Source organism: Streptomyces sp. NPDC059080 (assembly GCF_042739975.1).
In the GTDB taxonomy this organism is placed as follows: Bacteria; Actinomycetota; Actinomycetes; order Streptomycetales; family Streptomycetaceae; genus Streptomyces; species Streptomyces benahoarensis.
Genome location: NZ_JBHYGX010000010.1, coordinates 39,504 through 57,024, shown reverse-complemented (window position 1 = coordinate 57,024; position 17,521 = coordinate 39,504). Strand labels below are relative to the sequence as shown.

The window sequence follows — 17,521 nt, the reverse complement described above, 5'->3', positions numbered from 1 at the left end:
TCACCCCCACCTGCGAGGCGTCACCTCGATCGAACCATTGGCCGAAACGTGAGGGTGACACCTCGCCGACGCCCTGCCACCCCTAAGGTACTTGCTAGCACGAACAATCGACATTACGTTCTTCCCAGCACGAACGAACGTGGGAGGTCGCCGTGCACTTCAATCACGCCCGTCTCATCGCCGCCTGGAATGCCGTGGGGGACACCAGCGATGCCGCAGTGGCCCGCCGTCTGGGGATCGACCCGTCTACGGCGTGGCGGTTGCGTAAGGGCCGGTCCTTGCCGAACGGTCAGACCTTGGCCCGGATCGAGGCCGCTTACGGCCTGACGGCAGCCGAGTTGTACGGGGCGGCACAAGTGACGCCCCGCGAGTCGCCCGAGGGCGCCGAGTCCGCCACGGCCGACGCCGCGCAGTGAGCAACGAGCCTGCCGCCCCTGCCCGTTGCTGGCATTGGGACGGCACTGCCGGCCGCTACTGCCGTGCCCTCGACGGCGTGCGCCGCTACCTCACCGGCTACCGCTGCCCCCTACACACCCCCGCCGCCCTCGCCGGACGCCCCGAGGTCCCCTGATCGCCAACACCAGCAAGGAGAAGGACCGTTGAGCCGCGCCGCGACCGATTGGGTATGGGATCACGCCACCGCCCGAGGTACCGCTCGAACGGTGCTGCTCGCCATCGCGGACAAGGCGAACGCTGACTGTGTCGCCTACGCCGGTACGGCAATGCTCGTGCAGCGCACCCGCGCCGCCCGCTCGACCGTGCGGGACGCCGTCGACACACTGCTCGGCTCGGGCGAGCTCGCCATCGTCGAGGACATCACCGGCCCCCGCGGCGAGACCGTCTACCGCCTGCCGCTCGTCGCCGCCCCCGTCCCCGTCCCCGTCCCCGTAGAGGGGGCCGGAAATCAGTCCGGGCCGGATTCCGCCCCGGGCCGAGGACCGGCCCCCCGGGGACCGGAATCCGGTACGGACGGGGGCCGGAATCCGGCCCGAGGGGGAGCGGAAACCGGCCCCCAGAACATGAAGAGCAGGAGAGAACAGGAAGCACAGCAGCAGCCGCGTGCGAACGCCTCCGCGCGGTCCCCGCTGATTCCCGAGCTGCACCCGCTCGGCGACGCGCTCGCTGCTGCCGGCGTCGCCGTCCGCTGGACACTCGGCCTCGGCGAGCAGCGCGACGTCTGGCGCCTCGTCGAGCAGCACGGCGTCGAGGCCCTCGTCGAGCTCGCCACCCGCCGCACCCAACCGGGCACCGAGCCGAAACCGGCCCGCTACTGGCTGCGCGTGTGGGGCGACCTCGACCACTCCCCTACCGGCCCAAGAGCCGGTGCGGGGGCTGCCGGGAACGTCGTCCCGCTCCGTGGTCGGCCCGTGCCCACCTCATCCGCCGACGCCTTGCTCGCCGGCCTCGCCCTACTCGAAAAGGAGGACCCGGCCTCATGAACCGCCGTGAAATTGCTGCACTGTTGCACTACGCCGCCACCCTCGACGGCCGCCTCGGTCGTGTCGTCGCCGACGAGGAACTCGCCGCGGTCGCCATCACCCGATGGGCCGAGGCCCTCGCCGACGTCCCCGGTACCACCGCCGACGGCGGTTGGGACGCCTCGCACGTCGTCCGGCACTACTACGAGCGGCGCGGCGGCGACCAGTCCGCCCGGTACTACGCCATCGAGCCGCACCACCTGCTCGCCGCATGGGCCGGCCACCGCGCAGACCTCATGAACCGGCACACCGACCCCCTGCCCACTGCGCACCCCGACGACGTCACCGCCTACCGAGCGGAAATCGTCGGCACCCGCACCGCCGTCGCCACCGGCCAGCAGCGCCCGAACGCCGCATCCCGCGCCCTCGACCCTGCCGGGCAGCACCGCCTCGCCGCCCTCGCAGCCGCTACCGGGGCAATGCCCGCTCAGGTCCGTGACGAGCTCGCACGGAACGGCATCGGTACCCGCCGCGAGCACTTCCCCGAGTACGCCGTCGACTGCCCGCACCCGACATGCCGCGCCGCCGCCCGGCGGCCGTGCAAGGCACCGAGCGGACGCGAGCTCAGGTCCCACACCCACGACAAACGGCAAGCCGCCTACGCCGAAAGCCTCGCCGCCCAGCAGAACGACGCCGCGGCGTAACCCCGTTGACCGCATGCGTCGACCGCCTATGCGCCCCGCGCACACAAGGCCGCTCCGCATCCAGCTCTTTCGTTGGGAGTCATGCCCATGTCTGTCGTACCGATCCGGCACCGCCGCATCGTCGTTACCCGCCACGAATACGCGCTTCCTCTTCCCGCCCCCATTCACGCGGTGCGGGAGCTTCTCGACGCTGCGGGGGCGGCGCTCGCCGACGGCCGACAGCCCGTCGAGGCAACGGTGCGCGAGCTGGGCGGCGAGCTCGTCGTCAGCTTCGAGACCGAGCAGGAATCCGGGGCCGGCGTCACGCCGACGCCGCTCCGGAAGGTGGGGTTCGCATGAGCGCCGCAGGAAGCGGGCAACCGTCGCGCTCCGAGCCTCGTGAGCTGCTCCGCACCGGCTACCGGCGATACGAGAAGGGCCGAGGCCGCCGTGCAGCCCCGCGCCCCTGCCACATCGACGCCGCCGCCCGCGCCGCCGAGCAGGCCGCAGACGAGCAGCAGCGCCTCGCCCGACTCATGAGCACGCCGCCGGTCCCTCGCGAGACCCGAGCCCGCCACACCACGGGAGGACAGCACCGATGACCCCGGCCGCCGCTCGCGCCACGATCGCCGCCCACCTCACCGACGCGCTCGACGTCTCACCCCACCTCGCCACACTCACCGCCGCCGACCTCCTCGACCACCTCGCCATCGAGGGATGGGAGATCAACAGCACCCGGCACGCGCGACCGGTCGCGCCTCGCGCGCGGGAGACCCGCGGCGCTCGGCGCCTCGCCGCTCGACTGCTGCGCCGTACCCATGCAGGTGGAGACACCGCCCGATGACCGTCGATCCCGTGCTCGCCCTGGTCGCGCTGCTCGCCGCCGTCGCCCTCCTGATGCTCGCCCGCTTCACCGGCCGCCGCTCCCCCGGGCCGCTGTGCCAACGACGGCCCACCACCGTTCGCGACACCTGCTCAACGCGCTGCCATACCTGTACCGCACTGAGGAGAGAGAACCGCCGATGACCACCCGTACCCGTTCCGACTCCCGTCGCGGCCGGATCGCCTCCCGCGAGGCCGAGCGCGACGCCCGCCGCGACCGCTTCCGGCTGTTCCTCGCCCGCGCCGACCGCGGGGTGCTGAGCGCCGAGGACTCCGCCCAACTCCGCGGCGACGTCGAGGACGAGGTCGCCGAGTGCGACACGTTCCGGCGCAGCGCCGGCGGGCAGCAGGCCGCGGTTATACGGCTGCACAAGCGCGTCGAGGCTGCTGAGCAGGCCATCGTCGAGGCAGAGGCCGAGCGCGACCGGTACGCGGCCGAGGCCGAGGCCCTGCGCCCGCACGTCGTCGAGGAGGGGAGCCGATGAGCTACGCCACCGCCGTACACGAGACCGTCGCCGCCCTGCGCTCCATCCGTGAGCAGTGGGCCGAGCTGCTGCTCGCCATCGAGACCCCGCCCGCGGACGTCTGGCCCCCGCGGCAGCTCGCGCACACCCTGCGCGCCGACGACGACCAGCAGCTCGTCGTCGAGGACCGGGCGCCGCTCGTGCTGCGCGAGCACCCCGCCCCGCTGAACGTCGACGCGCTCGACGCCGGCCTCGCCATCGAGCGGCAGGTGTTCGCCCTCGCCGACACCCTCGCCGCCGCCATCCAGCACGCAGAACGCGGCGACCCGCGTCGATGGGACTACCAACACCCGGGCGCAGCAGACGCACGGGGCACGGCCGGCTCACGCGCGCACGGCCTGCACTTCGCGTGCGTGTGGGTCGAGGGGCGCGTGCTCGGCGAGGACACCGAGCCCGAGCAGCAGCTCGACGGCCCCCTCGCCGCGCCGCCGTTCGCTCCCCTGCCCCCGCATCTGCTGCACGAGGCACGGCGTACCGCGCGCCTCGCCGAGGGCCGGTTGCTGCGAACCCTCGGCCTCGACCAGCGCACCACGTCCGTGCCCGACCGGCCGTGCCCGTGGTGCGGCGGCGAGCTCACCCTGCACACCGACCCGGACGAGGCGCCGAGGGTGACCTGCTCGGGTGGCAGGGGCTGCTCGGCGCCGGTCCCCCTCGACCGTACGGAACGGGCGCGTGTGTGGGAGTGGGGCGACCTTCCCGAGCTGATCGCCGCGCTTGGGGTGGACGTGGCTACCGCGGCTTAGGTCGCCGGCCGGGGGGGGGGGCGCGGCCCCCCCCCCGCCCCCCCGCGCGGGGGGGGGGGGGGCGGGGGCGCGCCCCCCCGCGCCTCGGTGGAGCCAGCGTGGGGGGGGGCCCGGGCCCCGCCGGGGTGCGCGCGCCGGCGGCCGCGCGCCACCCCCCCCCCCGGGGCCCGCGCGCTACTTGCCCTTGGCGATCTGGTCCACGCGCGCGATGGAGAGGTCGAGCTGCTCGCCCACCTCCCGCAAGGTCTTTGTCTGGCGCATCCCGCGCACCACCTCGCCCCGTACGGCCTTGACCCGCTTCACCGCATCCGGCAGCAGATCGTCGGCCAGGATGCGCGCGGCTCGCTCGCGTTCGACGGGGTCGGCGATCTCGGCGAGGGGGGCGAGGGCGGCGTCGAGGTGCTCGGCCATGCGGGCGCGCAGCGCGGCCCGCTGCTGCTCGGCGTCGTCAGTCGTGTTCATGGGAGCAGCGTACGGGCTCATCCAAGATTCTTTTCTAGACCCTCTTGAAATTCATCTTCTAGACCCCCTATAAATGGAGCGCGCCACCGAACACCGGGCGGCGCCACAGTCACCGAGAGGGAGTCAACTCATGGAGCAGCGCGAGACGTTCACCGAGCAGGCCGGTGTCACCTACGCCACCGTTGGCCGCGGTAAGCGTGTCCACTACTCGCCCCGCAATGACGAGACCCTGTGCGGCCGGCTGATCAGCGCGTACGAAGACCTGTCTTCCGCCGTCGCCCTGTTCGACAAGGGGTACGAGCCGTGCGCCACGTGCCACAAGGGCGCCGAGAAGCGGGCCGAGGCCGCGCGCCTCGGCGCTGCCTCGCCGCTCGCCGCCGCGGTCGCTCTTGCCGAGACCGTCGAGCAGGCCGACGCTGAGCAGAACGACGGGGCGCGCTACCGCGTCATCAAGGCTGGTAGCGAGTACGGCGCGCAGCCCGGTACCGAGTACAGCGTGTGGGACAACCACGATGGCGAGATGCCCGTCGAGGCGACCAACCAGGACGACGCCGAGGCGACCGCGGCACGGCTCAACCGCGAGCACGCCGAGGCGCGCGCGGCCGGCCCGCTCGCGCATCGCTTCCGCTCGACGAGCGGGGCGTACGACGCGACGCAGTGCCGCGAGCACATCCTCGACGGCGACGTGCTCGTAATCGAGCGCGAGCACGTCGTCGGGCTTCTGTGCGGCGCGTGGCCGGGCGCCATCACGGCCGTGCACGGCGAGCTGCACGCGTTCACCGCAGACCCCCGGACGATCGACGACGGGGAGTACGCCGCATCCATCGACCTCGCCGAGCAGGTCGCCCGCGAGATCGGCGCACCGCTGGCCGGCGAGCAGCGCGTCGTCGAGGGCGTCGTCGTCGAGCACGCCGGCACCGCCGAGGGCAGCACCCCGAGCAACGCCTCGCACCCTGACGTCGCCGCCGCCCGCGCTGCCCTCGACGGCCTCGCCGTGGCGACCATGACCGAGCACCACGACGTCACCGAGCCGGCCGAGGACGAGCAGAACGTGCGTGGGTACCTGGTCGACCCCCGCACGCCGGGTGCGGTGCGCGTGTTCTGGCTCGAAGGTGGCCGCATTGTCCGGCGCGACCAGATGCCGCACGGACCCGCGCTGGACTGCCTCGCCGACCGCCTGCGCCGTCGAGGCTGGAGCGTCTGGCCCATGCTGCGCAGCTCGCAGTGCGTCATCGTTGAGCGACCGGCCGAGGACACCGAACCTGCACCGGTCACGGCCGCCGCGATCGAATCGGCCTCGGCCGCGCTGTTCCGGTCCGGCGAACGCGTCGTGTGTGGCGACGGAAACGTGCGCACCGTCGAGGGCATGACGTACCGCACGAACGAGCCGGCCCGCGTCGTCATCGCCGGCGGCGCCGAGTGGATCGCTTCCGAGTGCAGCATCGCCCCCGCCTGCCTGCACCGCATCACGCCCTGCCCGGACGTGTCCGGCGACCCGGTCAAGGCGTGCGCCCGCAAGCAGCCCAACCAGGAAGCCGGCGTATTCAACGACGAGGGATGCGTCGAGGCATACGACTGCGCCGTACAGGCGGCCAACCGGGCCACCGAGATGAACGTCAGGGAGAACGCCCCGGCCGGCGACCCGCTGTACGTGTGGGATCTGCTGTGCGTCGAGCACCGCGACAGCGAGCAGCAGGTCGACACGTGCGAGGAGTGCAACGCCGACGAAGCAGAGGCCGCGGGCACGTGGCGCGAGAGGTGGATCGCCAGCAAGCCGGCGGCGACCGATGAGGCACTGTTCGCGCTCGGCGACGACGCCGAACAGGGCTCGCTCTTTCAGTGAACGATCTTCCCGACAGAGGCTTGCGCCGTTATCTGTTCGTGACCTAAAGTCGGGAGCGCCTCCGGCGTGCCCGGAAACTTCCCCCATCCCGTACGCCCCGCCGCTCCCCCGTCGGCGGGGCGTACGCATGCCTGCCGGGAGGTGGCGCCATGGCCGAGCCGATCACCGAGGCCGACCGCGAGCAGGTTCGCCGCCTGCACGCCGAGGGCCAGTCGCGTAACCAGATCGCCCGGACGATCGGGCGCAGCGCGGCGAGCGTGTCGAAGATCGCGCGCGAGCGCGGTCTCACCTTCAGTGGCGGCGCCCGTGTGGCCGCGGCGACCGAGGCGCGACGGGCCGATGCTGCCGCGCGGCGCGAGCTGCTCGCCGACGAGTCGCTCGATGGCGCCCTCGGGCAGGTCTCCAAGACCACCGCCGCAGAGAACGCGCGCGATGCTCGCGACCACGCCACCGCCGCCCGCGCCTTGACTGAAGTGCACGCCCGTGTCGCGGAGTTGGCTCGTCATACCGGGAGCGGCAGTGCGGGCGGCTCGATGCTCGACAAGCTCGCCGACGCCCTGCTCGGTCCGGCCAACGGTGGTGACCACGACGGGGGGTGAGCTATGCGCGCTCCCCTGTCCGACAAGCAACTGCGCTCGATCCGCGAGTCGACCCGCGCGCGCATCTCGATCTGGCATGGCAGCGTGCGCTCGGGCAAGACGATCGCCTCACTTCTGGCGTTCCTGCTTGCGCTGCGCCGTGCGCCGGCAACCGGCTTGATCCTGGTGTGTGGCCGATCGTTGCAGACGATCGAGCGGAACATCATCGAGCCGCTTCAAGACGTCGGCTTGTTCGGGGTCGCGGCCGACGAGGTGCGGCACACCCGTGGCGCGACCACGGCGAACATCCTCGGCCGTACCGTGCACCTGATCGGTGCGAGTGATGCGCGGGCCGAGGGTCGGCTGCGCGGCGCCACCGCCGCCCTCGCCTACGTCGACGAGGCAACCCTCGTCCCCGAAGCTTTTTGGACGCAGCTACTCGCCCGCCTGTCCGTGACCGGGGCGCGGCTGCTCGCCACCACGAACCCGGACTCGCCGAGGCACTGGCTCCGCGTCTCGTACCTCGATCGCGAGGCCGAGCTCGACCTCGCCTCGTGGCACTTCCGTCTCGCCGACAACCCCTCGGTGTCCCCGGCGTACGTCGCTGCGCTGTCGGCCGAGTACGTCGGTCTGTGGCGCCGCCGCATGATCGACGGCGCGTGGGTCGTCGCCGAGGGCAGCGTCTACGACATGTTCGACGAGGCCGAGCACATCGTCGACGAGCTGCCGCCCATGCGCCGGCACTGGCTCGGCGTCGACTACGGCACGAGCAACCCGTTCTCCGCGATCCTGCTCGGCCTCGGCGACGACGACCGGCTGTACGCGGTCGCCGAGTGGCGCCACGACGCCCGCAAGGCTCACCGGCAGATGACCGACGCGCAGTACAGCCGCGCCGTCCGCGCATGGCTCGCCGAGCTCGACGTCACGCCCGCATGGACGTTCGTCGACCCGAGCGCCGCCTCGTTCCTCACTCAGCTATGGGCAGACGGGCACCCCGGCGTCGCCCGCGCCGACAACTCGGTGCTCGACGGCATCCGCTCGACCGCGACCGCCCTCGACTCGGGTCTGCTGCGCGTGCATCGCTCTTGCGAGGGGCTGCTCGGCGAGTTGCCCGGCTACGCATGGTCGGAAGAGGCCGCGGCGCGCGGCGAGGACAAGCCGCTGAAGAAGGACGATCACAGTGTCGACGCGCTGCGGTACGTCGTCCACAGCACCGCTCACGAGTGGCGGCACCTGCTCAAAGGCACCGGCCGCCAAATCTCGTAGAGCCGGTGCCTACATCACCTAGCCGCTCCGGCTGCGGTGGCGAACCGGTCCATGCTCGTGTGGAAGTGGCGTCCCGCTCTGACCGGCTTTTCGTGTTCACTTCCGAGCCTTGAGAGATAAACGTATGCCTCTGCTCGCTCAACCAGCAATCTCGCCACCGAGATGACGGCCGGATCTCCGGCAAGCTCAATTCTCCTCAACCTCTGCTTCAGGGCCGCCAGAGACTCCTTAGCTGCCCGGTCGGCTTCCCGCACCGGATCCGACCTGTCCCCAGGGTGCGGGGGCGGGGGCGGAACCTTTCGAGACTTGACTCGGTCCACCGCGGTCTGAAGACGCATCCCGGCACGTTCAGCCTCTTCTGCTGCCTCCAGAAAGCGAAGGTGAGTCCGATCGTGCCTGTCAGCCGTCCCGATGTCTCCGATTACTACATCGCCCTGGATGCTGCCTGCCTGGACTACGTGCCCCCCAACTCGGCCGCCGCGCATGTTGTTTCTGACATCACTCCACTCATCCATACACCTGAAGGTACGACAGCGTCCGTGGAGCGAGGAGGTGAGCGCCGTGGCACTTCCTGAGAACGGCGCACCCTGGCCGCCGCCACAGCTCGCCCCGCTCTACAGCGAGCTGCGCGTCGATGACGCCTGGTACTCCGGTGACCGAACCAAGCTCGCCGAGGTCTACCAGCACCAGCCGCAGCGCGAGGACGGCCGGCGCCGACTGTGGGCCCGCCACCGCGACCCCCAGCCCGGCAAGCGCGACACCCGCCTGCACATCCCGCTCGCCGGCGACATCGCCACCACGAGCGCCGATCTGCTTTTCTCCGAGCCGCCCGCGTTCACCGTGCCGGACACCGGCGCGCAGGAACGGCTCGCCGAGCTCGTCGAGGCCGACGGCATCGAGAACACCCTTCTCGAAGCGGCCGAGGTCGCCGCCGCGCTCGGCGGCGTGGTCCTCCGCGTCACGTGGGATACCTCGCTCGCCCCCCGCCCGCTGCTCACGGTCGTGCACGCCGACGCCGCCGTACCGCGCTTTCGCTGGGGGCAGTTGACAGAAGTCACGTTCTGGCACGAGCTCGCCTCGGACAGCTCGACCGTATGGCGCCACCTCGAACACCACGAACCGGGGCGCATCCTGCACGGCCTGTACGAGGGGACCGCCGACCACCTCGGCCGGCGCGTGCCGCTCACCGAGCACCCCGAGGTCGCCGCCCTCGCCGCCTCCCTCGGCCCCGAGGGCGACGCGATCGAGACCGGGATACCCGAGCTCACCGCGGCGTACGTGCCCAACATCCGGCCCAACCGCCGCCACCGCGGGAGCCCGTTCGGACGCTCGGACTACGCCGCGCCCCTGCATGACCTCATGGACGCACTCGACGAGACATGGTCATCGTGGCTGCGCGACATCAGGCTCGGCAGGGCGCGGCTGATCATCCCCGACGGATACCTGCGCGATCACGGCCCCGGCCGCGGCGCCTCGTTCGACGACGACCGCGAAATCTGGCAGGGCCTCAACATCCCGCCCACCGAGGGCGCAGGCATCACCCTGTCTCAGTTCGCGATCAGGGTCGCCGAGCACCAGTCGACCGCCGACGCACTCGTGCAGCAGGCCGTACGCTCCGCCGGCTACTCCGCGCAGAGCTTCGGCCTCGGCGACCAGGGCGCCGCCGTCACCGCGACCGAGGTCACCGCCCGAGAGCGCCGCTCGATGATCACGCGTGACAAGAAGTCGCGATACTGGCGCCCCGCCCTCGCGCACATCCTGCTCGTCATGCTGCGACTCGACCGAGCGATGTTCACCCCGGGCCTTGTCGTCGACCGGCCGCGCGTCACCTTCGGCGACGGCGTGAGCGAGGACCCGCAATCGGTCGCACAGACCCTGTCCCTGCTCCATCAGGCGCAGGCCGTGAGCACCGATACGAAGGTGCGCGCGCTGCACCCCGATTGGGACGACACCGCCGTGCAGGCCGAGGTCGACCGCATCCTGACCGAGACCGGCGCCGCCGTCCCAGACCCCATGCAGGCCGGGCTGCTGAACTAATTTTCACCGTATGCGGAGGAGCATGCGGAGAACTCTTTCAGCACGTGCTCGCACCCCGGGATCTCTATGGGATACAGCCACAGCAGAAAGAGCCGCCAACAGGAAAAATGCCGGCAGGGCAAGAATGCCCAGTTGCTGAAAACCAACAGACATGAGCGCGACCATAATGCATTTCTCTCCCCGAGGGAAACTCACAGGAAATGCACACAAAGGCGCGCGTATTTAGTTTGGTCACCCAGTTACCAAACTAAACGAAACTAAATCCATTGGGCCAAACTAAATTCGACGAGGGGTGCGACCTCACGTTTTCGGGGGGGCGTATGCCGGTCCATCCGGGGATGGCCGAAGACCTTTCGGCTGGTGTACAGAACCTGTATGCGGGTGCCGAGCAGAGGCTGCTCGGGATCGTGGCGCGGCAGCTCGCCGACGGGTACGAGGCGCCCGGCTGGGCCACGGCGAAGCTCGCCGACATCCAGCCGCTGCGCCGTGCCGCGCAGAGCGTCGTCGACGCCCTCGGCAGCGCCATGCAGTTGGAGGTGTTCGACACGGTCGCCGAGGCTTACAACGTTGGTGCGCGGGCCGGCCTGGTCGAGCTCGGCGCCCTGCATGACGCGGACGCCCGCCGGATCGCCGACACGACCCCCAACACGAGGGCGGTCGACCGGCTCGCGCAGGAAACCGTCGACCTCGTCACCGAGACGCACCGGGGGATTCTGCGTGGCGTCGAGGACGGTTACCGGCAGGTGGTCGCCGAGGTGTCCGCAACGCCGCTGCTCGGGATCGACACCCGTCGGCAGGCAACGCAGCGCGCCATGGAGCGGTTTGCCGATCGCGGTCTGCGGACGTTCGTTGACCGGTCCGGGCGTGCGTGGCAGATGACGAGCTACGCGGAGATGGCGGTGCGCACGTCCGTTGGGCGTGCGGCGGTCGAGGGGCACGGCGACCGTCTGCGTGCTGCCGGCCTCGATCTCGTGATCGTCTCCAACGCGCCGCACGAGTGCCCGCTCTGCGCTCCGTTCGAGGGCAAGGTGCTGTCCCTCGACGGCCCCGGGGGAGCGCGTTCGGTCGAGGTCGAGCACGCCGTCGAGGACGGCCGCACGGTGCGTGTGCAGATCGCCGGTAGTCTCGACGAGGCCCGTCGGCAAGGCTTTCAGCATCCCAACTGCCGCCACTCGACGAGCGCCTATCTGCCCGGCGTCACCCGTGCCCCCGTCGAGCACTCCGAGGACCCTGACGGCTATGAGGCAACGCAGAAGCAGCGGGCGATCGAGCGCGGCATCAGGAAATGGAAGAACCGCGCCGCCGCCTCGACGTCGCCCGAGGGCAAGCGGGCGGCCGAGGCCAAGGTGCGGCAGTGGCAGAAGAAGCAGCGCGAGCACCTCGCCGCACACCCCGAGCTCATCCGACGGCGCGAGCGCGAGCAGCTCGGCGCCGGCAACCTGCCGCCCAGCCGCGGCACCGCCGGCCGCCCCGGCACTCCGGATGGTCCGGGTTCGGATGCGTTCGAGTCCGCGCGCGTCCGCTCCGGTGACGCGCGCACCCTGCCTGAGATGAGCGACGAGCAGCTCGGCGCCGCGCTCCGTCCCGGAGTCCTCGACGAGCGCGACCGCGATCGGATCGCCGCCGAGGCCGACCGCCGCGACGAGCAGGCGCTGCTCGACCGCGTGCGCCCCCGCGGTCGGCTCGCCGGTGACCTGACGCCGTTCAGCGACAACGAGCTCGCCCGTGTGTCCGCGCACCTGGGCGACGACGACATGCTGCGCGTCATGGCCGCGATGGACCGGCGCGACATCGACGCCGCCCTGCCCGGCGCCCGCCGCGATCTGATCGGCCTTTCCGAGCAGCAGCTCGCCGAACGCGCCCGCCACGCCGACGCGGCCGAGCGCACCGAGATCGCCGCCGAAGCCAACCGGCGCCGGCTGCTCGCCGACGTGTTCCCCGGCGGGCAACTCGCGGCGGATCTCTCACGGGTTGACGCCGATGTGCTCGGCTGGGCCGTGCGCTATGCCCGCGGGGATGAGGCCGAGCGGATCGCCGCCGAGATCGACCGCCGGTACCCGCCCGCGCCGCGCGTACAGGCCCGTACCGGCACGGCCCCGGCGGATACCCTCGCCAACCGCGACGCGGTCGACAAGGCGCTCGAACCGCTCGCCGATCCGGACGAGTGGGGGCACCTCGCCCTCGATGAGGCCGACCGGCATGCGGGTATGTCCGCCACCGAGCGGTGGGTCGCCCAACGCGAGGCAGAGCAGCAGTCCGCCCGCGGCGCCTACACCCGCGAGCAGGTTCGGGAGATGTACCGCGACCACGTCCACGCGCAGTACCTCGCTGCCGAGGACGCCACAAACGGCTACTTGCTCAACCGGCGCGCCACGGCCGAAGGTATCGACCCCTACGCGCTGTTCAGCGGGCCGGCGCACGTCGCGTACGCCCGCGCGAGCGAGGATCTCAAACGTTGGTGGGCGGAGAATCCGCGCACTACGCTTGCCGAGTACACCGAGCAGATCACCGGTATCCGGTCAGACGCCGCGGACACCGCCCGCAAGAGCCGTACCGACCGCGACAACCGCCTGTGAGCGAAGGGGGCCGCCGCATGGCCGAGCATGAGCAGCTCGTGCGTGCGCTGAACGAGGGCAAGGAGGCCGGCCGCAACGACGTCCCACGCAACGCGTGCCCCTACGCGGCCGACGACCTGCGGCGTACCGCGTGGATCCGCGGCTACAACAAGGCGAACCCCTTCCCCATCAACGACGAGGGGTAGCCTCCTGCCGCGTTAGTGGTACAGGTCTATCGGGGCGTACTGGACGAGGTTTCCTGGTCCCATGACTCGATAGCCGTGACCGTCGTTGTCGAGCGTCGAGGTGCTGGTCTCGCCATCCGAGACCCAGGTGACCGTCACGGTAAACCGGATGTCCCGATCGACCGGTTTCAGGCGCACGGTCAGCTGCTCAGGGTCGCCCGAGGTCACCTTGTATGGGAACCCCACTCCGTTCTTCCCCATCCCCACGACGCGGGGCTGCGCCGAGGTCTGCACTGTAGGAAGCGTGACCTCGTAGAGTCGTTCATCCACTCCGCCACCGCAGTCGCTGGCCTTGACGATCGACCCACTTTGCGGCACTGGCTTACTCGATGTGACGTTGAGGCTCATACCTGTCACAACGATTGCTTGACTGGTCGCAGCCTGCAACGTGATCGGGATCTCGACGTGCTCGGGCCCCTTAGTCAGGACTGGCACCCCCGTACGGGCCTGATCTGGATTCGCCTTCAGCTCGATCAAGTTCGCTTCGGTGTATTGCGGAACACATCCGCCAGGGCCGATTGAAGCGATTTTGAGACCCGGGGGGCCGGATATCGCGTCGCTGACCCACGCCCACACGGAAGGGATAGCAGTCCCGACCAAGATCAAGGCAGCGGGAACCACGAGCTGTTGAACCCACCAAGGCTTGTCCCGGGGAGCTGCGCCATCCGGTGGGGCCGTGCTTCCAGACGCCCCGGCGGCAGGTTCGGCGATCGGCTGCCCGTCACCCGGACTGCTTGGCACAGGGGGACTCGAACCAGCGGACACACCAGTCTCCTAACCATCCGATAGGACGCATCCGGCTCACTCGCACCGCGATTTGGTCGCCCCATGATCTCAAGGCGCGCCCGCATCTGCACCGAGATACCCGCCTCCAACTCCCGCACAGGCCACGCAACGGAGGGCCAATCCCGCATGTCTGAACCCGCCACGAACCCCGCTCCGGCAAACAGCGCCGACCCGAGCACCAGCGCACCGCCGGCCACAGGCGCCACGCCACAGGCCGCGTCCCCGGCACCTGCCGCCTCCGATCCGGTCGTCGAGCAGAAACTCGCAACCGCCGAGCAGGCCGCGGCCGAGCGCGACGAGCTGCGCGCCGCCCTCGATGCGGTGACCCGGGCGCTCAACCCCGGCGCCGACGACAACGCGCAGGACCCGGCGCAGCTCGCCGCCCATGTTGCCGAGCGCGACAAGCAGCTCGACCAGGTCGCCGCTGAGCTGCGCACCGCCCGCGCTGAACTCGCCGCCTACAAGGCCGCGGGCGAGCAGGGCGCGCGGGCCGACCGGCTGCTCAACTCCCGGACGTTCGCCGAGGCGCTGGCCGCACTTGACCCGGCCGACGCGAAGTTCGGCGAGCAGCTCGCCGCTGCCATCACCGCCGCGGTGGAGGCCGACCCCGAGCTCTACCGCGCCACGCCCGCAGCGCCGGCGCGTTCGGGCGCCGAGTTCAACGGCGCCCCGGCCGGTGAACGTCGCCCCGCTTCCCTGCACGACGCCATCGCCGCCCGCCTCGGCGGCTGACCAAGGAGCCTGAAACATGGCGATCACTCTCGCCGACGCCAAGCTGAACACCTTCGACGACATCGACCTGACTCTGATCGATGAGTTCCGCAAGTCGAGTTGGCTGCTCGACAACCTCACCTTCGACAACTCGGTGAACCCTGCCGGGGGTGGTGCGACGCTCACCTACGGGTACACGCGCGTGATCGAGGAGCGCGGCGCCGCCTTTCGTCCCTTCAACACCGAGTACGACGTCGCCGAGGCGCGCCGCGCCCGCTTTACGGTCGACCTCGCCCCGCTCGGCGGCGCCTTTCAGGTCGACCGCGTCCTCGCCGGCCTCGGGCCGGCCGCGACGAATGAAGTCGCCCTACAGATGGGGCAGACGGTCAAGAGCGCTCGGGCGTTCTTCGCCGACCAGGTCATCAACGGGCGCCGCGACAACACCCCCGGGGCCGAGACCGGTTTCGACGGTCTCGACGTCGCCCTCGCCGCGTCCACCACGGAGATGGGCACGGGCGGCGTACTGGACTGGACCGGGGCCGCCCTCGGTGATGACCAGGCCGCGGCGCACGATGCGCTCGACGTCCTCGACGAGTGGCTCGGTCTGCTCGACGGCACCCCCTCGGCGATCCTTGGCAACAAGCGCACCATTGCCCGCGTGCGCAGCTTGGCGCGCAGGGCCGGCTACTACACCCGCAGCGAGGACAGTTTCGGGCAGACCGTCGAGAGTTACGCGGGTATCCCGTTCGTCGACCTCGGCGACAAGGCCGGCAGCAGCGACCCGGTCATCGCCATCGAGGACCGCGAGGGACTCGGCTCGGGCCTGTCCGACCTGTACGCGGTGCGTCTGGGCCTCGACGGTTTCCACGGGGTGAGCACGGTCGGCACGCAGTTGGTGCGGCAGTGGCTGCCGAACTTCGACTCCGCCGGCGCCGTCAAGCGCGGCGAGGTCGAGCTCGGCCCCGTCGCGGTCGCGCTCAAGGCCACCAAGTCCGCGGCCGTGCTGCGCAACATCCACGTTCGGTAAGGAGACCTCGTGCGCTACGAGATCACCGCCCCAACGACCGGGGACACGGGGCTGATTGCCGGGGTCGCGTTCACCGCCGGCCGCGCGGTCGTCGATGATCCGCCACCGGGCGCCGTCGAGTATTTCCGGCGCCACGGCTACCGCATCACCCCCGCCGACGACGGGCCGCAGGACTCGAAACCTGCGGCCCGCTCCCGTCCCCGCAACAAGCCGACAACGGACGAAGGGGGGTGAGCCGTGGAGTGCGGCTACGCCACCCGCGAGCAGCTCGCCGCCTACCTCGGCACAGCAGTCCCCAACGACGCCGAACGGCTGATCGCCCGCGCGTCCGAGGACATCGACGCCGCCCTGCTGACCGCCGTCTACCGCACCGACGAGATGGGCTATCCGGTCGAGGCCCGTATACGCGCCGCCCTGGCGAGCGCGGTCTGTGCGCAGGTCGAGTATTGGCTCGCCACCGGCGAGGACGGCACCGGCACCGGGGAACAGTGGGACGCGGTCAGCATCGGCCCCGTCAGCCTGTCCGGGCGCAGCAGCTCGCCCTCGCCTCCCGTCGTGGGCGGTGTCGAGCTCGCCCCGCGCGCGTACCGGGCGCTGCATATGGCCGGGCTGCTGCCCGGCGATGTGCTCAGCTCCGATGAGGTCTGCCCGTGGTGAGGCGCGTGCCCGGATGGCTGCTGCGCCACCGGATCACGGTGGAGGCGTATGCGGGGGATACGGCGTACGGCCCGAGCTACGACGCGCCCGTGTGCGACGTGCCCGCCCTGGTCGACGAGGCGCCGCGCATGGTGCGCGCCGCGGACGGGCGCGAGGTGCTCGCCACCGCGACCGTCATCGCCGCCCCCGATCTGTACTGCCCGCCCGGCAGCCGCATCACATTGTCCGACGGGCGCACCACCACCGCACTCGCCGTTGCCCACCACACCGCCCCGGGGCTGCCCGTGCCGGCGAATACGGAGGTGAGCTGCGAATGACCGCCCAACACGCCCGCCTCCACTGGAACGGGCAAGCCGTGACCGCCGTGATGCGCGAGGCAGCCGCGCGCGGTCTGCTGCTCGGCGCCGAGCACACCCTCGCCGTATCGCGGCAGCGTGTGCCGATCGCCGAGGGCACCCTCGAACGCTCCGGCGCCGCGTCGGTGGACGAGCAGCAGCTCGCCGCCGCCGTCAGCTACGACACCCCGTACGCCGTGCGCGTGCACGAGGATCTCACCGCGCGGCACTCACCGGGCCGGACGGCGAAGTACCTCGAATCCGTGCTGCCCGAAGTGAGCGGCGACGTGCAGGCGTTGATCGCTGCGCAGGTCCGGCGGGCGCTGCGCTCGTGAGCTACACCGTCGACCTGCTCGACGGTCTTGCCCGCCTGCTCGATACCGCCTGCGTCGGCTGCTACCGGCCCGACGGCGTGTATGCGCCGGGCGAGACCGCGATCACGATTGCCGCTACCCCGCCGGTCCCTGACCGTGTGATCTGTCTGTCGGCGTATCCGGTCCTCGACTCGGCGGCGCTCACCGACACCACTACCGGCATCCAGGTCCGCACCCGCGCGAGCAGTGACCCGCGCGAGGTCGACGCCCTCGACGATGCCGTGTTCGACGTGCTGCACGCATCCGGGCCGCACCTGTTCGGCTCAGTGCGGGTGCAGCTCATCTCTCGCGCCTCGGCCGCGCCGATCGGCGCCGATGCGTCCGGCCGTATGGAGCGGTCGGCGAACTATCACCTGCGCGCGCACCGCGCGCACCCCCGCCTCGAATAGGAGCAC

Annotated in this window: 26 protein-coding genes; 23 read left to right on the top strand and 3 right to left on the bottom strand. The window is 71.1% G+C overall.

Annotation, left to right across the window (positions count from 1 at the left end; all coding sequences use genetic code 11):
* The first annotated feature begins 152 nt into the window (after window positions 1-152).
* The 10 genes from ACFWWQ_RS10935 (at window position 153) to ACFWWQ_RS10890 (ending at window position 4,250) form a co-directional block, all read left to right on the top strand.
* Window positions 153-416 carry a helix-turn-helix domain-containing protein gene (locus tag ACFWWQ_RS10935; protein WP_384593552.1) on the top strand — a complete coding sequence of 88 codons (264 nt, stop codon included), beginning with the start codon at window positions 153-155 and terminating at the stop codon, window positions 414-416.
* Entirely contained in the window at window positions 413-571 is a 159-nt protein-coding gene (locus ACFWWQ_RS10930) for a hypothetical protein (RefSeq protein WP_384593549.1), read from the top strand. Before ACFWWQ_RS10935 ends, ACFWWQ_RS10930 begins: the two co-directional genes overlap by 4 nt.
* 28 nt (window positions 572-599) lie before the next feature.
* On the top strand, window positions 600-1,439 hold the full coding sequence (locus tag ACFWWQ_RS10925; protein WP_384593546.1) for a hypothetical protein: 840 nt from the start codon (window positions 600-602) through the stop codon (window positions 1,437-1,439).
* Complete coding sequence (locus ACFWWQ_RS10920) at window positions 1,436-2,122, top strand: hypothetical protein (RefSeq protein ID WP_384593543.1); 687 nt, start codon at window positions 1,436-1,438, stop codon at window positions 2,120-2,122. The genes ACFWWQ_RS10925 and ACFWWQ_RS10920 overlap by 4 nt, the downstream gene beginning before the upstream one ends.
* Before the next feature lie 87 nt (window positions 2,123-2,209).
* Complete coding sequence (locus tag ACFWWQ_RS10915; RefSeq protein ID WP_384593540.1) at window positions 2,210-2,461, top strand: hypothetical protein; 252 nt, start codon at window positions 2,210-2,212, stop codon at window positions 2,459-2,461.
* A complete protein-coding gene (locus ACFWWQ_RS10910; RefSeq protein ID WP_384593537.1) occupies window positions 2,458-2,703 on the top strand; it encodes a hypothetical protein in 246 nt (81 codons plus the stop codon). Before ACFWWQ_RS10915 ends, ACFWWQ_RS10910 begins: the two co-directional genes overlap by 4 nt.
* Window positions 2,700-2,945 (top strand): hypothetical protein, encoded by a 246-nt coding sequence (locus ACFWWQ_RS10905; RefSeq protein ID WP_384593534.1) that lies wholly within the window; start codon window positions 2,700-2,702, stop codon window positions 2,943-2,945. The genes ACFWWQ_RS10910 and ACFWWQ_RS10905 overlap by 4 nt, the downstream gene beginning before the upstream one ends.
* Entirely contained in the window at window positions 2,942-3,127 is a 186-nt protein-coding gene (locus ACFWWQ_RS10900) for a hypothetical protein (RefSeq protein ID WP_384593531.1), read from the top strand. The genes ACFWWQ_RS10905 and ACFWWQ_RS10900 overlap by 4 nt, the downstream gene beginning before the upstream one ends.
* Entirely contained in the window at window positions 3,124-3,468 is a 345-nt protein-coding gene (locus tag ACFWWQ_RS10895) for a hypothetical protein (RefSeq protein WP_384593528.1), read from the top strand. Before ACFWWQ_RS10900 ends, ACFWWQ_RS10895 begins: the two co-directional genes overlap by 4 nt.
* Window positions 3,465-4,250 (top strand): hypothetical protein, encoded by a 786-nt coding sequence (locus tag ACFWWQ_RS10890; protein ID WP_384593525.1) that lies wholly within the window; start codon window positions 3,465-3,467, stop codon window positions 4,248-4,250. The genes ACFWWQ_RS10895 and ACFWWQ_RS10890 overlap by 4 nt, the downstream gene beginning before the upstream one ends.
* Window positions 4,251-4,424: 174 nt before the next feature.
* Here ACFWWQ_RS10890 and ACFWWQ_RS10885 read toward each other — a convergent pair whose 3' ends face one another.
* The gene (locus ACFWWQ_RS10885; protein WP_384593522.1) at window positions 4,425-4,712 is read right to left on the bottom strand and encodes a hypothetical protein; all 288 of its coding nucleotides are present in this window, start codon (window positions 4,710-4,712) and stop codon (window positions 4,425-4,427) included.
* A gap of 130 nt (window positions 4,713-4,842) precedes the next feature.
* On the opposite strand from ACFWWQ_RS10885, the gene ACFWWQ_RS10880 reads away from it, so the two are divergent.
* From ACFWWQ_RS10880 to ACFWWQ_RS10870, 3 genes are all read left to right on the top strand, one after another.
* Window positions 4,843-6,555, top strand: coding sequence for a hypothetical protein (locus tag ACFWWQ_RS10880; protein WP_384593519.1), 1,713 nt, complete (start codon window positions 4,843-4,845; stop codon window positions 6,553-6,555).
* Between the two features lie 149 nt (window positions 6,556-6,704).
* Window positions 6,705-7,154 (top strand): helix-turn-helix domain-containing protein, encoded by a 450-nt coding sequence (locus tag ACFWWQ_RS10875; protein WP_384593516.1) that lies wholly within the window; start codon window positions 6,705-6,707, stop codon window positions 7,152-7,154.
* A gap of 3 nt (window positions 7,155-7,157) precedes the next feature.
* Window positions 7,158-8,399, top strand: coding sequence for a PBSX family phage terminase large subunit (locus ACFWWQ_RS10870; protein WP_384593513.1), 1,242 nt, complete (start codon window positions 7,158-7,160; stop codon window positions 8,397-8,399).
* A gap of 14 nt (window positions 8,400-8,413) precedes the next feature.
* On the opposite strand, the gene ACFWWQ_RS10865 is transcribed toward ACFWWQ_RS10870, so the two are convergent.
* On the bottom strand, window positions 8,414-8,914 hold the full coding sequence (locus tag ACFWWQ_RS10865) for a hypothetical protein (RefSeq protein ID WP_384593510.1): 501 nt from the start codon (window positions 8,912-8,914) through the stop codon (window positions 8,414-8,416).
* 46 nt (window positions 8,915-8,960) lie between these two features.
* Here ACFWWQ_RS10865 and ACFWWQ_RS10860 point away from each other — a divergent pair, with 46 nt between their 5' ends.
* From ACFWWQ_RS10860 to ACFWWQ_RS10850, 3 genes are all read left to right on the top strand, one after another.
* Entirely contained in the window at window positions 8,961-10,436 is a 1,476-nt protein-coding gene (locus ACFWWQ_RS10860; protein ID WP_384593507.1) for a phage portal protein, read from the top strand.
* A 338-nt stretch (window positions 10,437-10,774) separates the two neighbouring features.
* Complete coding sequence (locus ACFWWQ_RS10855) at window positions 10,775-13,012, top strand: phage minor capsid protein (RefSeq protein WP_384593503.1); 2,238 nt, start codon at window positions 10,775-10,777, stop codon at window positions 13,010-13,012.
* Between the two features lie 17 nt (window positions 13,013-13,029).
* Complete coding sequence (locus tag ACFWWQ_RS10850) at window positions 13,030-13,197, top strand: Rmf/CrpP fold protein (protein ID WP_384593499.1); 168 nt, start codon at window positions 13,030-13,032, stop codon at window positions 13,195-13,197.
* 12 nt (window positions 13,198-13,209) lie between these two features.
* On the opposite strand, the gene ACFWWQ_RS10845 is transcribed toward ACFWWQ_RS10850, so the two are convergent.
* Window positions 13,210-13,713: a hypothetical protein gene (locus tag ACFWWQ_RS10845; protein WP_384593497.1), complete on the bottom strand. Its 504-nt coding sequence runs from the start codon at window positions 13,711-13,713 to the stop codon at window positions 13,210-13,212.
* 435 nt (window positions 13,714-14,148) lie between these two features.
* On the opposite strand from ACFWWQ_RS10845, the gene ACFWWQ_RS10840 reads away from it, so the two are divergent.
* Genes ACFWWQ_RS10840 through ACFWWQ_RS10810 form a run of 7 tightly spaced genes read left to right on the top strand, consistent with a single transcriptional unit; the run spans window position 14,149 to window position 17,515 of the window.
* Entirely contained in the window at window positions 14,149-14,754 is a 606-nt protein-coding gene (locus ACFWWQ_RS10840; protein ID WP_384593494.1) for a hypothetical protein, read from the top strand.
* 16 nt (window positions 14,755-14,770) lie between these two features.
* The gene (locus ACFWWQ_RS10835) at window positions 14,771-15,760 is read left to right on the top strand and encodes a major capsid protein (RefSeq protein ID WP_384593491.1); all 990 of its coding nucleotides are present in this window, start codon (window positions 14,771-14,773) and stop codon (window positions 15,758-15,760) included.
* A gap of 9 nt (window positions 15,761-15,769) precedes the next feature.
* Window positions 15,770-15,994, top strand: a complete 225-nt coding sequence (locus ACFWWQ_RS10830) for a hypothetical protein (protein WP_384593488.1) — start codon at window positions 15,770-15,772, stop codon at window positions 15,992-15,994.
* A 3-nt stretch (window positions 15,995-15,997) separates the two neighbouring features.
* Entirely contained in the window at window positions 15,998-16,417 is a 420-nt protein-coding gene (locus ACFWWQ_RS10825; protein ID WP_384593484.1) for a hypothetical protein, read from the top strand.
* Window positions 16,418-16,422: 5 nt separating this feature from the next.
* The gene (locus tag ACFWWQ_RS10820; protein ID WP_384593481.1) at window positions 16,423-16,734 is read left to right on the top strand and encodes a hypothetical protein; all 312 of its coding nucleotides are present in this window, start codon (window positions 16,423-16,425) and stop codon (window positions 16,732-16,734) included.
* Window positions 16,731-17,087 carry a hypothetical protein gene (locus tag ACFWWQ_RS10815; RefSeq protein ID WP_384593478.1) on the top strand — a complete coding sequence of 119 codons (357 nt, stop codon included), beginning with the start codon at window positions 16,731-16,733 and terminating at the stop codon, window positions 17,085-17,087. Before ACFWWQ_RS10820 ends, ACFWWQ_RS10815 begins: the two co-directional genes overlap by 4 nt.
* The gene (locus ACFWWQ_RS10810; protein ID WP_384593475.1) at window positions 17,084-17,515 is read left to right on the top strand and encodes a minor capsid protein; all 432 of its coding nucleotides are present in this window, start codon (window positions 17,084-17,086) and stop codon (window positions 17,513-17,515) included. Before ACFWWQ_RS10815 ends, ACFWWQ_RS10810 begins: the two co-directional genes overlap by 4 nt.
* The last annotated feature ends 6 nt before the right edge of the window (window positions 17,516-17,521 follow it).

What these genes read in the sequence shown, in the direction of transcription:
- ACFWWQ_RS10920 (WP_384593543.1), top strand. Translation starts at nt 1,436, where the DNA reads ATGAACCGCCGTGAAATTGCTGCACTGTTGCACTACGCCGCCACCCTC.
- ACFWWQ_RS10915 (WP_384593540.1), top strand. Translation starts at nt 2,210, where the DNA reads ATGTCTGTCGTACCGATCCGGCACCGCCGCATCGTCGTTACCCGCCAC.
- ACFWWQ_RS10910 (WP_384593537.1), top strand. Translation starts at nt 2,458, where the DNA reads ATGAGCGCCGCAGGAAGCGGGCAACCGTCGCGCTCCGAGCCTCGTGAG.
- ACFWWQ_RS10905 (WP_384593534.1), top strand. Translation starts at nt 2,700, where the DNA reads ATGACCCCGGCCGCCGCTCGCGCCACGATCGCCGCCCACCTCACCGAC.
- ACFWWQ_RS10900 (WP_384593531.1), top strand. Translation starts at nt 2,942, where the DNA reads ATGACCGTCGATCCCGTGCTCGCCCTGGTCGCGCTGCTCGCCGCCGTC.
- ACFWWQ_RS10895 (WP_384593528.1), top strand. Translation starts at nt 3,124, where the DNA reads ATGACCACCCGTACCCGTTCCGACTCCCGTCGCGGCCGGATCGCCTCC.
- ACFWWQ_RS10890 (WP_384593525.1), top strand. Translation starts at nt 3,465, where the DNA reads ATGAGCTACGCCACCGCCGTACACGAGACCGTCGCCGCCCTGCGCTCC.
- ACFWWQ_RS10885 (WP_384593522.1), bottom strand. Translation starts at nt 4,712, where the DNA reads ATGAACACGACTGACGACGCCGAGCAGCAGCGGGCCGCGCTGCGCGCC.
- ACFWWQ_RS10880 (WP_384593519.1), top strand. Translation starts at nt 4,843, where the DNA reads ATGGAGCAGCGCGAGACGTTCACCGAGCAGGCCGGTGTCACCTACGCC.
- ACFWWQ_RS10875 (WP_384593516.1), top strand. Translation starts at nt 6,705, where the DNA reads ATGGCCGAGCCGATCACCGAGGCCGACCGCGAGCAGGTTCGCCGCCTG.
- ACFWWQ_RS10870 (WP_384593513.1), top strand. Translation starts at nt 7,158, where the DNA reads ATGCGCGCTCCCCTGTCCGACAAGCAACTGCGCTCGATCCGCGAGTCG.
- ACFWWQ_RS10865 (WP_384593510.1), bottom strand. Translation starts at nt 8,914, where the DNA reads ATGGATGAGTGGAGTGATGTCAGAAACAACATGCGCGGCGGCCGAGTT.
- ACFWWQ_RS10855 (WP_384593503.1), top strand. Translation starts at nt 10,775, where the DNA reads ATGGCCGAAGACCTTTCGGCTGGTGTACAGAACCTGTATGCGGGTGCC.
- ACFWWQ_RS10850 (WP_384593499.1), top strand. Translation starts at nt 13,030, where the DNA reads ATGGCCGAGCATGAGCAGCTCGTGCGTGCGCTGAACGAGGGCAAGGAG.
- ACFWWQ_RS10840 (WP_384593494.1), top strand. Translation starts at nt 14,149, where the DNA reads ATGTCTGAACCCGCCACGAACCCCGCTCCGGCAAACAGCGCCGACCCG.
- ACFWWQ_RS10835 (WP_384593491.1), top strand. Translation starts at nt 14,771, where the DNA reads ATGGCGATCACTCTCGCCGACGCCAAGCTGAACACCTTCGACGACATC.
- ACFWWQ_RS10815 (WP_384593478.1), top strand. Translation starts at nt 16,731, where the DNA reads ATGACCGCCCAACACGCCCGCCTCCACTGGAACGGGCAAGCCGTGACC.